The following is a 14,847-nucleotide window of genomic DNA, read 5'->3' as shown; positions in this document are numbered from 1 at the left end:
TTGCCTTTTTTTTCTTCGACTTGTTAAACTCTTTAGCGAATTTGGCACTGATTGTGCATTTTATATGGCTTTATACAAAGTCATTACCTTAAGAAATGATTTTTTGAATGATTTCTCCTGAAGATTTAAGGAGTATTTAGTGCCTCATGATGTAGATCTGATTATTTTACTTGCAGTTGGTTTTGGTATAGCCCTGATCTTTGGCTATATCGCTGCACGATTACGCCTGCCACCTTTGATTGGTTATTTAATTGCGGGAATTATCATCAGCCCCAATACCCCAGGTGTTGTTGCAGACATCGCGCTAGCCAATCAGCTTGCTGAATTAGGCGTCATGTTCTTGATGTTCGGTGTCGGGATGCATTTTTCCCTCAACGATTTAATGCAAGTCCGAAAAATTGCCCTCCCTGGTGCAATTTTACAAATCGCGGTTGCGACCTTACTGGGTATGGCAGTTTCCATCTTTTGGGGCTGGAGCTTTGGCTCCGCATTGGTCTTTGGCTTAAGTTTATCCTGTGCAAGTACGGTGGTTTTACTCAAAGCATTAGGTGACAAAGGACTGCTTAACTCGGTGAATGGTAAGATTGCCGTTGGTTGGTTGCTGGTCGAAGATCTGGTCATGGTCTTAGTCCTGGTTCTACTGCCTGCAACAGCCGTACTTTTAGGCGGACATCCTATTGCAGGACATGAATCTGATCAAAACATCTGGTTAACACTCGGCATTACCCTGTTAAAAGTAACTGGTTTTATCGCCTTTATGCTTATCATTGGCAAACGCCTTGTGCCAATGATTATGCAGTATGTGGCACGTTTAGGCTCTAGAGAGCTTTTTACTTTAACCGTAGTCGCAGCAGCAGTTTCAATCGCATATGGCTCATACGCAATCTTCGGCGTTTCTATGGCACTTGGAGCATTCTTTGCCGGAATGGTGGTTAAAGAATCAGATTTTAGTCATCGCGCAGAAGAAGAAACCTTACCTTTACGCGAAATTTTCTCGATTTTGTTCTTCGTTTCTGTCGGAATGTTATTTGATCCACGTATTATTGTGGAACAGCCTCTGCATATTTTAGCAGTCATTGCCATTATTATGATTGGTAAGACGCTGGCAGCGATGGCATTGGTGTTATTTTTCCGTTATCCCATCAATACAGCATTAACAGTGGGCGCCAGTTTGGCACAAATTGGAGAGTTCTCCTTTATTCTGGCAACCTTAGGCTTGTCACTTGGATTACTTAGCCCTGAAGCGCAAAACTTAATCTTAGCGGGTGCTTTATTTTCTATCACCCTCAATTCATTTCTATTTTCTGCGATCGAACCTGTGCAAAACTGGATCCGTGAGCGTTCGCATTTGGCGCGCTTACTTGAGCGTAGCGGTGACCCATTGGCAATGCTTCCAGATGAAGTTGATCAAGCGTATTTACGTGATCAAGTGGTGATTGTTGGTCATGGTGAAGTCGGACGTCGTATTACCAAAACATTGATGGATGACGGCATCAAAGTGGTCATCGCTGAAGAGAACCGCGAAATTGTAGAGAATTTGCGTGAAAAAGGCATCGCTGCGGTTTCTGGTCGAGCAACAGAACCCAGTGTTTTGATTCAAGCCCATATCCAACATGCACGACTATTGGTGATTTCACCGATGGATATTGTAGATATTCATAAAATTGTCGATACTGCTAAGCTGCTTAATCCTGAGATTCAAGTGTTAGTTTGTGCTGAAAATAAAGAAGAGGCTGAAGTGATCCGTAAAGATAATGTTGGTGAAGTCTATTATGCAAAAGAAGAAATGGCTAAAAACATGAGTAATCATATTTTAAACCAGATCCAAATTGCTCATCATCATGAACCAACACATTGAATTCGGGTAATCTTTAAAACGCAGCTAAAACCACACGACTGTTCTTTGTGGACCTTGGAAAGTCGTGGTGCTTCCATTATGTAATGGTATCGATAACGATGTTGGATGGGGGGATCACCACCCCATCTAACAAAAGATTTAAAACTTCTAGAATTTGATGCCATTTGCGTATATCAGGTTATTTGCATACAAAGAAAAACGCACTCGAAAGTGCGTTTATTGTATTTATTCTAGAATAAATGAAATCACTAGCTCATAAATTTTGGTTGTTCATCAACAACTTCAGCGTGCCATTCATCTGCCTGTTTTTCAAGTAACGCAAATAATGCAGCCTGAATCATCTGTTGTGCAATCGCTGGCGTTTGATCACCCAGTAATGCTTTCACTTCTTCATTAAATTGAATAGTGACCAAGGGCTCTTTTTCAGAACCTGCATTACGCAGTGCCAGCTCCCCACTTTCGAGCTGTACCAACTCCAAAATAGCTTCCTGATTTCCAAATAACTCTTTTAACTGTTCGATAGACATAAATCCTCCATGCTCAACATGGGGCAAGGTGCTGAATGCACTTTGCATCTTGTAGATATTTTATATAGTCATTTAAAACAAAATTTCAAGTATATCTGATCAAAAAGATCAGAATTCAACCATTTCATTACGAAAACCATCAATAAGTTGCGATAAATCTCGGTGCCACTCTCTTAAAATCTTTGTATCAGGCAACCAAGCTTGTGGTGTTTGCGTCACTTTGATAATTAAGTTTGATGATGTTTCATCCTCTGGTTCTGGCGCACTTGGTTCAGGTGCATATTGACAAAGTCGATACGCTCTTTTGAGTTCAGCAATAAACCCTTCTTTGGCTAATTTTTGCATCACTAAAACTTCTGGTGAGACTTGTCCTTTAGCCGCCATATTTTCTTCGATTGACTTTAAGGTTGGGGAAAAATCATTTAAACGGTAATAACGTACCAATTCTTGCAGAAATGCTAAAACCGCGCCATGTAAATGAAATACTGCTGCTTCACGATGTGCTTGAGCTTGTTGAACATTTTCAGTTTGTTCTCCCTGCATACATGCAAGACGAGCAAAATAAAGTTTTTGATTGGTACGGTCTGCATGAAAGCGAGCTACACGTGACATGGAAGTTCCCTAAGATTTTGGCATTCTTTACAGTCTTAGCTTAATCTTTATTGAACAAAAATCACAATGAATTTTATCCATGTTGTATGTCAATAAAATAGATAGCGCTCTTTTTTCAAAAATATCAATTTAAGCTTTTATTTTTATCATGGTTTGACGAGATTATTTAAATACTAAAATAAAAAAGGAGCAATAAATGCTCCTTAGAATATCTGCCAATTATGCTTCTGGCTTATCTTCCGCTGCTTTTACACGAATTCCATGACCATGTAAGCGCAAGGTATTTAAACCTTTAATCGCTTTAACTGCTTCTCTACCATGTGGCATTTCAACAAAAGCAAAACCTTTCGATTTACCTGTTGCCGCATCAAGTACTAGAGTACAAGTATCTACTGTACCGTATTGCTTAAATAACTCTAACAATTCAGCTTCAGTTACAGTACGTTCTAAATTACGAACTAAAATTTTCATCTCACAACCTTAAAATATAAACGAGGCAAAAAACATCAAAAAGCACTCGCCTACCTACTTTTTGAATGAAAAACGATTGCTATAGTTTAATCTAGATCTATACCAAAATCTAAATTAATCGCCCGACGCTCGATTAGGGCACTTTTTACAGTTTGCTCTCGCTGTCTATAGTGGGTTTCTGTGCTACATAAATTTCGAGTTAAATCATTGAGAAAATAACTTTCAATCTTACGACCTTGTTCATCTGTTTGCGTATGTGCCCAAAAACTTAAATTTTGTTTGGTTAGAATAAGTTCATTTTGAGCACGTGTTAAAGCCACATAAAGTACACGGCGCTCTTCTTCAACTTCATCGAAATTCCCTTGCGCACGTGCATTTGGGTACTGTCCAGCAGAGACATTTGCCACATAGCAAACCTTTTGTTCTGTACCTTTAGCAGAATGGATGGTAATTAAAGTCACCACATCATCTTGCGACTGACGCTCAATTTCACTGATTGAAACAGGGTCAAGTACATATTCTTCTAAGAACTCGCTCAGTTGGGTATGTTTAGACGCCAGTTGCTTGACCAGATCAAAATCACCCACTCGTTTATGCCAATCTTTTTTGGCATAGTTTTCTTCAAGTTGGTTGAGAATAGCCTCTACACCGAGTTTTACACAGGCTTCAACTTCTGTTTTTAATACACTCATTTGCTTCATGATCAGCAATGTATTGTCAGGAATACGCCCAAACTTTTCTAATTTTTCTGTAATTTTCTCAATATCTGCATCCAGTAAGAGCTGTTGCGCCAGCTTACTCGCACCGACATCGCCCACGCCATTCCATAAGGTTAAAAACCGCATCCACGCAATATCATCCAATGGATTGGCAATAACACGCAATAAACTCAATAAGTCTTTGACATGCGCTGTTTCAAGTAACTTCATCCCTCCAATAAATCGGTAGGGAACATTGGCTTGGATAAAAGCAGCCTCAATATGTCTTGCCGCAAAGGCTGAGCGCACTAACACCATATGGTCATGCCAAGCTGAACCTTCCAATAAATGCCGCTCTTTGATGTCGATCGTGATCCATTTTGCTTCATCAAACTCGTTTGGAAAAACATGCATTCGCGGTTTAATGCCATCACCACGATAAGCTTCCAGTTTTTTATCGTAATGAATCGAACTTTGATCGAGTAACCAGTTTGAAAAATCTAAAATTTCTTGAGTAGAACGATAATTTTTTTCTAATTTGAAAATCTCTGCATCTGGCACACGCTCTTTAAAATGGTGGATATTTTCAAAATCCGCACCACGAAAACCATAAATCGACTGTGCATCGTCCCCGACGCAGAACAGTGATGTTTTATCTTTTAATGGTTCAAGAATCGCCCACTGCAAAGGATTGGTATCTTGCATTTCATCAACCAGCATGTACTGGCATAAGCCCGCAACATAATCCGCTAAACCATCAGACTGTGCCAAAGCAGAAGCAACCACGGCGAGAATATCATCGTAATCTAGAAAACTACGTGCCCGCTTACGGGTTTCGTACTCTTTCATGATTTCAGCAATTTGCTCTTTATCGTCTAAAAACTCAGGCAGTTGCTTTTCTAAAGCCAAACTTAGTTTTTGCCGGGTATTGCGTGCAAAGGAATATAAATCACAAAGCTGTTGTGGTTTGGGTAAGGCGTTGGGATTCTTTTTATCATCCTTTCCACGAATCAAACGGAACAACATCAATTGATCATCACGATCTATGATCGAAAATTGATCCAATCCAAAAGCTTTTGGCACACGTCTAAGTAAATACATGCAAAAGGTATGAAACGTAGATGCGCGTAACCCTTTGGCCTGATCACCTAAAGCAAGCTCTACCCGCGCCACAATCTCGCTGGCAGAACGGCGGGTAAATGTCAAAATTTGGATTTGATTGGCAGGAATGCCATGATCAATGAGATATGCAGCTCGTGCCACAATGGTTTTGGTTTTGCCACAACCTGCCCCAGCAAGAACTAGACTATGTTTTGTTTCAGTCGTAGCAGCTTGTTTTTGTTGAGGGTTTAATTCATCAATCAGGTTGGCTAAACTCATTTTCACTCATCATTTTATGGATGGCTGCTAGTTTAGCAGAGCTATAGTGAAATTATGCATTTTAACCCAAGAATCAAGTCGTGAATTGACGCTTAAATCAGGACATACCAATGAAGAAAAATTCAAGACAATAAAATTTATCACCCATAGCAGAGATTAAAGGAGAGCTTCGATAATAAAAACAACCCTATAATCTTAACAACCGTGCCACACTCTCACAACAGCGTTCTAAATTTTGCTCACCATGCTTTAATGCTGTTGCTAAATCACATGCACCATCAACTATTCCAAAAATTGCACTAAAGCCTTCTGCATAAAGCTCATCGACGCCTTCACCGATATGCCCTGCAAAAGCAATCACAGTTTTATTCAACTGCTTGGCAACTTGCGCCACCCCAAAAGGCGTTTTGCCAAACTTGGTTTGAAAATCAATACCGCCCTCACCAGTAAACACATAATCCGCTTGTGCAATTTTTTCCTCAAGTTGGGTTTCTTTAATCACAATTTCTACACCAGAGCGTATTTTTGCTCCTGTAAAAGCCATAAGTCCGAAACCCAAACCGCCTGCAGCACCAGCACCCTGTACATTTGCAACATCAACATTCAATTGTTGTTTCACCAACGCAGCAAAATGATCAAGATTTTGATCTAAGATCCCAACCATCTCAGCAGTTGCTCCTTTCTGTGGCGCAAAAATAAAAGAAGCTCCATTTGGACCACATAATGGATTGTTTACATCACTGGCAATAATAATTTCAGTTGCTTTTAAACGCGCATCGAGTTGTGAAAGATCAATGCTTTTGATCTGCTGAAGCTGCCCACCACCCACGTCTACAGAATGGTTATTCTCATCTAAAAATTTTGCCCCTAAAGCCTGTGCCATCCCGGCACCAGCATCATTGGTGACACTACCACCCAGGCCAATAATGATTTTACCAACACCCAAATCCAAAGCGGCTTTGATCATTTCGCCTGTACCCAGAGTTGACGTCACTAAAGGATTGCGTTGAGACTTTTCGATCAGGTGAATACCATTTGCCAGCGCCATTTCTATAACAGCCGTCTGACCACCATCAATTAATCCCCAATAGGTCGATATTCGTTGCTGAGCCAATGGACCAGTGACCTCAACATATACTTTACGACCACTTCGTGCAGCGACCAAAGCATCGACTGTTCCCTCACCACCATCTGCCATAGGTACATGAATAAACTGTGCATCAGCAATGACTTTTTCAATACCACGTTGCATTGCAAAACAAGCTTGTTCGGCTGTCATGCTTTCTTTAAATGAGTCAGGCGCGAGAACAAAAACTTTAGACATGAGCAAATGCATTTCGATGAGATTCAAAAAATAACATAACGATTTTTCGAGTATAGATAAACTAATAAATTCATAATTAAGACTAAAGAAATGACAACTATGCAACGTGTAAACCTTGGTAAAACCGCCCCAGAACTATATAAAACGGTCATCGAACTTGAAAATTTATCTATGCAAAAAGTTCAGCAAGCTGGGCTTGATGTTGGATTCTCTCATTTACTCAAATTAAGAGCCTCGCAAATTAACCAATGTGCTTTCTGTGTTCGTATGCATACCCAAGATGCAATTAAAGCGGGTGAATCAACTGATCGTATTGCGTTGATTAGTGCTTGGCGTGAAAGTGAATACTTTACTGAAAAAGAACGTGCGGCTTTAATTTTAATTGAAGAGATTACTTTAATTGCCAATCAACATTTTCCAGATAGCGCTTATGAACAAGCTGCACAGCATTTATCCAGCGATGAAATCACGGCGATTGAATGGGTTGCGATTGTGATCAACACATGGAACCGTATCGCCATTTCCAGCCAGTATAAAGTCGCGAAATAAGCTAAGTTTCAACACTTAAATCATTTATCTAGGCAACACCTCGCTTTTCAGAAATGTTAATTGAGATAAGATTTAACTGAATACTGCTCTAGTTGCATAAATATTTACGCCAAAATGCAAAACGCCTGATGTCATTGATCAGGCGTTTTGTTAAATGCACATATGATTTCAAACATTAAGTAAAACCTTAATGGCTCGCGGGTGGGATTTGTTTAATTGCTGCAGCAAAGGTGAGATAGTTGACCCCTTGGAATAAAATATCCACACCTAAAAATAATCCGAGTACCCAAAAAGGGGAATCTGGTGATGCCAGAATAATTGCACCTGTTGCCAAGGTTAAAAGCCCTGAAAATAATGTCCACCCCCATCCAGACATTGGTTTCAACATAAATGCATTAAAAATACGAATAAAACCGCCAATCAATAAAGCAATTGCCAATAAATTGGTTAATACCACTGCAGTGGTAATCGGAGATTTAAATGCATAATAACCCGCTGCGATATACAACACACCAAACAACGCCCAAAGCCAGCGGAAGCCACCATCAAAAATTTTAAATGCTGCAATTAGGTGTAAAACCCCACCGATCATCATTAAAGCACCAAACAATGCAACAACCGTCAATGTTGCCATACCCAGTGAAGCCAATAGCACTAATCCAAAGATCACCAATAAAGCTCCAAGCAGAAGATACCATTTACGGTTTTCATGGAGTTGATGACGAACTAAATCATTTCCTACAGTACGCATAATTCTTCTCTTGGTTGTTATTCATTCATTTTATTGTTGATCTAATTCAGGTGTTTGTCTGTATAAAATCTGCATCTATACCAGAATAAAGCTTTGTTTGAGCAGAATCTAAGCGATAAACAGCACAGCTCTATACACTACTTCACCCAACCCATTTCTTGTGCAGTGAGTCGACTGATCATGGTATCTTCTAGATCTTCAGGTGTCTTGCTTTTACTTTCAGAAAGCGCAATATAGCCGCCCATAATTTCTGCACGCTGTTGTGGATAACGTGGTTGTTGTTCAGGATTGGCATAGCCTGTCGGATAGAGAGGCTGCCCTGTTGTAAAATCATATTTATCTTTTGCACCAAAGGTATGCAGTAACTCATGTACAAGAACAACTTTATTACTCGAACTTTGCTTCGGCGATGCAAATAGATTCACAGAACCAATACGCCCACGTTCCAATGCTGTAGAGTGTTTTAATATTTTCTGCAACTTGGGATCATAATAATTTAAATACAGGGTCACTGATGGTGAGCCATCTTCGCCTTGATGCTGTTTCCATGCATAAAATCTAAATTTTAAACTCCACAAAACTGTATCCAAGATACGACCTGATTCTGGGAACTTAGGCGGCAAGGTATTTAATTCCCGTCCAAGCTGAAAATGAAACGAAATCGGTTGCCCACGAAATGCTTGAGACTGCAAACCTAAATAATGTTCAATTTCCTCAAGATCATCTGTTGAGATTTGCTGAATATAGGCTGCTGTGGAGCGTTGACCATCTGCATTGATCGGATGTAATAAAACAACGATTGGCTTGCTCCAATCTTGATTCATATCACGCCATGCGTTCACTGCAACAATCAGCAGTATAACCAGTAAAATACCAACTCGAATCTTTTTCCACATTGAATATATTCTCAATTTTTAATCGCAATAAAAATGCTGACCTAGGCCAGCATTTTTAAATATTTATGGATTAAGCTTCTACCCATTTCCCATCTTGGTAGACCAAAGACCATTTGGTTTGTTTACCTTCTGGGGTTTCTGAACCAATATATTGCGCTTGGTTTTTACGGCTAAACTTAACCAATGTTGGATTACCATCTGGATCTTGATCAGGTGCTTGCAAGATAAACTGATACTTAGGATCAAGTTGATCTGCAACTGAACGTAACTCCGCAACCTTCGGTGCACGTGTTTCGCGTACTTTAGGGAATTTGCTTGCCGCCAAGAATAAACCCGCTGCTCCATCACGTAGAACAAAGTAATCATCATGTTTGACTGAACGTAAATGTTCCATTTTGATTGGGTCGACACGAGGTGGTGCTGGCTGACCATTTTTCAAAACTTTACGGGTATTGTCACAACTCATACAAGCGAAATATGGACCAAAACGACCTGTTTTCAACTGCATCTCACCATCACATTTATCACATGGAATGGTTGGACCATCATACCCCTTGATTTTGAACTCGCCTTCTTCCAGCTCGTAACCATCACAATCCGGGTTATTTCCACAAATATGTAACTTGCGACCACCATCAATCACATAGCTGTCCATTGCCGTACCACATACTGGACAACGTTTTTTCGACATTAAGTCAGCAGTTTCAGCACTGTCATCATCAGAAAGTATAGCTAACGACTCAACTGGTGTTAAATTCAACGTCCCTTTACAGCGTTCTTTTGGTGGTAAGTTATAACCAGAACAGCCAAGGAAGACACCCGTCGTGCCTGTACGAATCTGCATCGGGCGTTCACATTCTTTACAGTGAACAGCTTCAACTTCTACAGGTTGATTACGGCGCATGCCGTTTTCGCCTTGTGCTGTGGTTAAACGCTTTTTAAAATCACCGTAGAAACTATCTAACAGCTCTTTCCAATTACGTTCACCATCTGCAACTTTATCCAATTGACCTTCCAAATCTGCAGTAAATGCATAATTCATCAGGTTATTAAAATTCTCGTCTAGACGATCGGTAACAATTTCACCCATCTTCTCTGCAAAAAGACGGCGATTGTCGAGTTTGACATAACCACGATCTTGAATCGTCGAAATAATCGCAGCATAAGTCGATGGACGACCGATTCCACGTTTTTCCAACTCTTTTACTAAAGATGCTTCAGTAAAACGTGCAGGTGGTTTAGTAAAGTGTTGAGAAGGATCAAGTTTCTCAAGTTTGAGAATTTCACCCACTTTGACTGCAGGTAATAAAACATCATCATCAGACTTGTTCTGACCACGAACTTTGGTAAAACCATCAAAAACTAAAGTACGACCTTTGGCTTTGAGTTCTACACCATTCGCATCAACCAAAATCGTTGAGGATAAATACTCTGCTGGGGTCATTTGACATGCAACAAATTGACGCCAGATCAAATCATATAAACGTTGTGCATCACGCTCAACACCCGCCAAACTATCGCCTTTTAAGGCAACATTGGAAGGACGAATCGCTTCATGGGCTTCTTGCGCATTGGCTTTATTCCCATAACGATTTGCTTTAGCAGGTAAGTACTTTGCACCAAATTCAGTTTCAATATGATTACGCACCATACTGACAGCATCATCACTCAAGAATGTTGAGTCAGTACGCATATAAGTAATAAAACCAGCTTCATATAAGCGCTGTGCAAGCATCATGGTTTTCTTTACTGAAAAACCTAAGCGAGTACTTGCAGCTTGTTGCAAGGTTGAAGTGATATAAGGCGCACTTGGATTGACCTTCGTTGGCTTATCTTCACGTGTTGCAACTTTATATTCAGCATCTTTTAAAATGTTCAATAAAGCATCTGTTTGCGCTTTATTTTGTAATTTTAATGTTTTGCCGCCTTGTTTGACTGCTTCTAAACGAATTTCATCTTTTGCAGAATGAGTGTCTGCAAAAACTTGCCAATATTCTTCAGGAATAAAGGCACGAATCTCACGCTCACGCTCGACCACCAATTTTACTGCAACTGACTGTACACGGCCTGCAGAGAGGCCACGCGCAATCTTTTCCCACAGTAGTGGTGAAACCATAAAGCCCACCACGCGGTCGAGAAAACGACGTGCCTGTTGCGCATTCACACGGTTTAAATCTAGACGTGTAGGTTGTTTAAATGCTTCTTGAATGGCATTTTTGGTAATCTCGTTAAAGACCACACGATGGTAACGGCTATCATCACCACCAATCACTTCTCTTAAATGCCACGCAATCGCTTCTCCTTCTCTATCCAAATCCGTTGCGAGATAGATTTCATCTGCATCTTTGGCTAGTTTTTTGAGTTCAGCGACCACATGTTCTTTGCCTGGAAGCACTTCATATTTGGCTTTCCAACCATGCTCAGGATCGACACCCATACGATTGACTAAAGCGGATTGTGCTTTTTCAGCCTTCTGTTCATCCGTCAACTTGGTACGCGTTGCAGGCTTTTTTTCTGTCGATTTACTTGAACCACCTGTAGGTAAATCACGAACATGACCTACCGAAGACTTCACAATGTAATTTGAGCCTAAATATTTATTAATCGTTTTCGCTTTTGCAGGCGACTCCACAATCACTAATGCACGTTTTTTCCCAGCATCAGGAGAATTTGCTGTTGTGCTTTTGGATGTGGACCGAGGAGCGTTCGCCATAATAAACCACTGTTCCTATTATTAAGTTAAATTTCAGCCAATTTAAGTAAATATGCCTTCATATCATCAAGCTGTGTTGCTCTGAGGTCAGATTCTTCATCCCAATAAAGCCCTACACAGTTGGCCTGCATATCAATAGCATAAATCCCTTTTAATGCAATGGGAAAATCTTTAAATTTCTCATCACCGAGGACCACTTGAAGCTTTTGCTCTTCTACACGGGCGCGCATCAAAGCTAAGCGTGCATCTGGAATCAGTACACTATAATAAGCCACCATACTCGCACGAGACTCTGTTGCCATCGGGATTTTCGTCCACTCTGGTGCAGCCACTAAACGTGGGTGTAAGCCCATCTTGCGTGCTTTCTCTCGCATTAAACCTAATGCTTTTTCTCTAGGGCTTACGCGTAAGCCAAAAATTGAGCCCAATACAAAAACAATAATAACGAGCGCAACCCAAAGACCAGTGTGTTCCATAGTTCACCTTTTAATTCCTATATTAGAGTTGCATAAGCTGAATATAAAACGCAAGTTTAAAATTAAAATTACCGCCAATTACTGATTTTGAGGTCAGTTTAATTTCTTATTTTTCATTTATATTTTTTTCATAAAGCTCCATCCAGCTTCCCAATGACTGAATAGCGCTTTGCAGCGTTTGTCCTAATTCGGTAATTTGATATTCCACTCTAGGCGGTACTTCTGGGTAAATCTGCTTTGTTATAAGTTGGTGTTGCTCCAGCAGTTTTAAATGTTTCGACAACTCTTTTTGTGGAATTGGCGCTAAAGCCTTCTGTAATTGGCTAAATCGAACAGGATGTTTTGCTTCAATAAGATGATAGACAATTGGCAATACCCATTTTCCCGAAAATAATCCAACAAATCGCATAATCGAACAATTTTGCTCATATTGCAGTGTCGTCATTTTTCTACCTTACATAAAGCTACATTTTATAGCCTTTGAGTTTAGTCTATTTCAAACCAAACAACGACTAAGTCACCAATTGGTAAGTACTTACTTTGACAAATAAATTTTCACAATATAAGAGTTTGTAGACATTTTAGTGAAAAACATGCGATTAAAGAATAAAACGGTTTTAATTACTGGCGCAACCAGTGGAATCGGTTTTGCAGCAGCACAACGTGCAATACAAGAAGGTGCTTTTGTTGTGTTTACTGGCCGAAATCCAGATCAAATTGTACTGACACAAGAACAATTCGGCAGCCAAAGTTTGGGCATCCAATGTGATCACTCAAGCTTAGTATCACAAGATCATTTTATTGAGAAAATGCAACAATTATCCATTAAATTCGATGTGATTTATATCAATGCAGGCAATGTTAGCCATGAAGCATTTGGACAATGGACCGTTGAACAATTCGATGCGATTTTCGACACCAATGTAAAAGGTCCATTTTTTCTGATACAAAGCTTACTTCCAATGATCAAGCCCCATGCTTCAGTGATTTTATGTGGTTCGACCAGTATTCATATTGCCTTAGAGAAAAGTAGCGTTTATGCTGCCTCAAAAATCGCCTTGCGTTCTTTGGTTAAGACCTTATCTAGAGAACTTTTAGCCCAGCAAATACGATTTAACTTACTTTCACCGGGACCAACCTTAACCCCAGCCCTCAACAAAGTTGCGAGTACACCCGCTGAAGTTGAACAGCTCAAAGCCAGTATTGAAAATCTTGTGCCAATTCAAAGGTTGGCGGATCCAGTCGAAATTGCCAATGCCTTTATTTATCTTGCTTCAGATGAAGCTAAATTTATTGTCGGTAGCGAACTTTTGGTCGATGGTGGCGTAGCAAATTTATAAGCATAAGCAAAGTGATAAAATACAATGTATGGCTTAATAAAAAAGCGCTAAATATCCAAATCTAAGCGCTTATTTATGTTGCTCTGGGCAGCTTAAAAATCGCCCTAATTTAAATACATTTCATGACTATAAACAACTTCATGACCATTCCAATAAATATAGCCTTTTTCAATCAACTCTTTAAGCAATAAACGGATATCTGATTTTGGAAACATTTGCTCCAATAAATCACGCAACTCATAAATATCTTTAGGTTTATCGGTTTTTAAATTATTTAATTTATGAATAACTTCAATTTGCACTGGATCTATTTTGGCAAAGTTTTTAAACAAAACCTGATGTACTGCACCCACAGAGTCTTGCTGATCCATTTCCTGTAACACCTGATCTGAATCAACACGTAATTTTTCTAAAATTTGATCAATTTTTTCAAGTTTGATATTGGGTTGTGCTGCGGATTCAGTCTCAACTGGGTGTGCTAAAACAGGCTTGTCGATGTCAAGACTTGTCCATTGTTTCAAGACTTTTTTACGATAAGCCACCTGATCATCAAAACGTTTGACAATTTTTAAATTGATTAACATGCCGACCAGATGCTGAGCTTTTTCTGGCACAACTTGTAAAATATTCACAATAGAATTCTTTAATTTTTCAATGGTATTCGGTTTGCCTGTCATCTCTCCCAAGGCATCGCAATACTTTTTAACCATTTGCAAATACGGCTTATTTTGAATGGTTTGTAGACTAGGTATCGAGTACTTGTTGCGTTGACGTTCCAACGTTGATTCGACTTGAATAAAACTACACGCTAGATCAGCACTACGCATCAGATCCAACAATAAGGAACAACTTGGCATCGCAGAAATGACCTCAATCTGCATCTCTGGCTCTAATAATGCCAATAATTGCCCCACCACAACTGCATATTCATATTCTTTTTCAGATGCATTCGGTACTTCTAAAATCACCACTTGACCACTGCTCACCCAGCTTGAAAATTCAGTTAAATCTTCCAGTGAGTACTGGAATTGTCCCGTACAATTGAAAAGATAAAGTGTTGGGTAATGTTCAATAATCTCCCGCAGCATTTTGGCTGTAGGCATATTATTTTCAAGATCGAGAAGAACAGCTTTATTCGGCATGGTCAAAAAGTTTGCTACTGAACAGTGGCAAGCATTACAACCAGCTTTCAACAAAAGGTCAAATAAAATTGGAAATTTAATCCTAAATTCCCAATTCCATCTGACTTAAA

General features: G+C 39.7%; 13 protein-coding genes and 1 pseudogene. 3 read left to right on the top strand and 11 right to left on the bottom strand.

The window, feature by feature from the left end:
- The first annotated feature begins 139 nt into the window (after positions 1 to 139).
- Positions 140 to 1,858 (top strand): cation:proton antiporter, encoded by a 1,719-nt coding sequence (locus MTO68_RS02455; RefSeq protein ID WP_004718008.1) that lies wholly within the window; start codon positions 140 to 142, stop codon positions 1,856 to 1,858.
- A gap of 248 nt (positions 1,859 to 2,106) precedes the next feature.
- On the opposite strand, the gene MTO68_RS02450 is transcribed toward MTO68_RS02455, so the two are convergent.
- From MTO68_RS02450 to MTO68_RS02430, 5 genes and pseudogenes are all read right to left on the bottom strand, one after another.
- The gene (locus MTO68_RS02450) at positions 2,107 to 2,385 is read right to left on the bottom strand and encodes a hypothetical protein (protein ID WP_004718010.1); all 279 of its coding nucleotides are present in this window, start codon (positions 2,383 to 2,385) and stop codon (positions 2,107 to 2,109) included.
- Positions 2,386 to 2,493: 108 nt separating this feature from the next.
- Positions 2,494 to 2,997, bottom strand: coding sequence for a DUF6586 family protein (locus MTO68_RS02445; protein WP_004718012.1), 504 nt, complete (start codon positions 2,995 to 2,997; stop codon positions 2,494 to 2,496).
- A 219-nt stretch (positions 2,998 to 3,216) separates the two neighbouring features.
- Positions 3,217 to 3,468: an RNA-binding protein gene (locus tag MTO68_RS02440; protein WP_004718014.1), complete on the bottom strand. Its 252-nt coding sequence runs from the start codon at positions 3,466 to 3,468 to the stop codon at positions 3,217 to 3,219.
- Positions 3,469 to 3,668: 200 nt separating this feature from the next.
- A pseudogene (locus MTO68_RS02435) lies at positions 3,669 to 5,546 on the bottom strand (ATP-dependent helicase); the annotation flags it as partial.
- Positions 5,547 to 5,733: 187 nt separating this feature from the next.
- Positions 5,734 to 6,870 carry a glycerate kinase gene (locus MTO68_RS02430; protein ID WP_244014892.1) on the bottom strand — a complete coding sequence of 379 codons (1,137 nt, stop codon included), beginning with the start codon at positions 6,868 to 6,870 and terminating at the stop codon, positions 5,734 to 5,736.
- A gap of 99 nt (positions 6,871 to 6,969) precedes the next feature.
- Here MTO68_RS02430 and MTO68_RS02425 point away from each other — a divergent pair, with 99 nt between their 5' ends.
- Entirely contained in the window at positions 6,970 to 7,419 is a 450-nt protein-coding gene (locus tag MTO68_RS02425) for a carboxymuconolactone decarboxylase family protein (protein WP_034611667.1), read from the top strand.
- Between the two features lie 187 nt (positions 7,420 to 7,606).
- Here the strand turns inward: MTO68_RS02425 and MTO68_RS02420 are convergent, their stop codons facing one another.
- The 5 genes from MTO68_RS02420 to MTO68_RS02400 all read right to left on the bottom strand — a co-directional run bounded on the left by MTO68_RS02420 (position 7,607) and on the right by MTO68_RS02400 (position 12,700).
- Entirely contained in the window at positions 7,607 to 8,170 is a 564-nt protein-coding gene (locus MTO68_RS02420; RefSeq protein ID WP_004718021.1) for an HdeD family acid-resistance protein, read from the bottom strand.
- Between the two features lie 137 nt (positions 8,171 to 8,307).
- Positions 8,308 to 9,066, bottom strand: a complete 759-nt coding sequence (locus MTO68_RS02415) for a hypothetical protein (protein WP_056516919.1) — start codon at positions 9,064 to 9,066, stop codon at positions 8,308 to 8,310.
- 70 nt (positions 9,067 to 9,136) lie between these two features.
- Positions 9,137 to 11,779 carry a type I DNA topoisomerase gene (topA, locus tag MTO68_RS02410; RefSeq protein ID WP_056516916.1) on the bottom strand — a complete coding sequence of 881 codons (2,643 nt, stop codon included), beginning with the start codon at positions 11,777 to 11,779 and terminating at the stop codon, positions 9,137 to 9,139.
- A gap of 26 nt (positions 11,780 to 11,805) precedes the next feature.
- Positions 11,806 to 12,255 carry an ammonium transporter gene (locus tag MTO68_RS02405; protein WP_004718027.1) on the bottom strand — a complete coding sequence of 150 codons (450 nt, stop codon included), beginning with the start codon at positions 12,253 to 12,255 and terminating at the stop codon, positions 11,806 to 11,808.
- A gap of 106 nt (positions 12,256 to 12,361) precedes the next feature.
- Positions 12,362 to 12,700: a helix-turn-helix domain-containing protein gene (locus MTO68_RS02400; RefSeq protein WP_105713962.1), complete on the bottom strand. Its 339-nt coding sequence runs from the start codon at positions 12,698 to 12,700 to the stop codon at positions 12,362 to 12,364.
- Between the two features lie 148 nt (positions 12,701 to 12,848).
- Here MTO68_RS02400 and MTO68_RS02395 point away from each other — a divergent pair, with 148 nt between their 5' ends.
- Positions 12,849 to 13,595 (top strand): SDR family oxidoreductase, encoded by a 747-nt coding sequence (locus MTO68_RS02395; RefSeq protein WP_244014891.1) that lies wholly within the window; start codon positions 12,849 to 12,851, stop codon positions 13,593 to 13,595.
- A 104-nt stretch (positions 13,596 to 13,699) separates the two neighbouring features.
- On the opposite strand, the gene MTO68_RS02390 is transcribed toward MTO68_RS02395, so the two are convergent.
- Positions 13,700 to 14,737, bottom strand: a complete 1,038-nt coding sequence (locus MTO68_RS02390; protein ID WP_154130140.1) for a hypothetical protein — start codon at positions 14,735 to 14,737, stop codon at positions 13,700 to 13,702.
- Positions 14,738 to 14,847: the final 110 nt, after the last annotated feature.

The sequence above is a fragment of the Acinetobacter sp. NyZ410 genome (assembly GCF_022828975.1).
Lineage (GTDB): Bacteria > Pseudomonadota > Gammaproteobacteria > Pseudomonadales > Moraxellaceae > Acinetobacter > Acinetobacter guillouiae.
The sequence above is the reverse complement of the archived record's forward strand: the minus strand, read 5'-3'. Positions and strand labels throughout refer to the sequence as shown.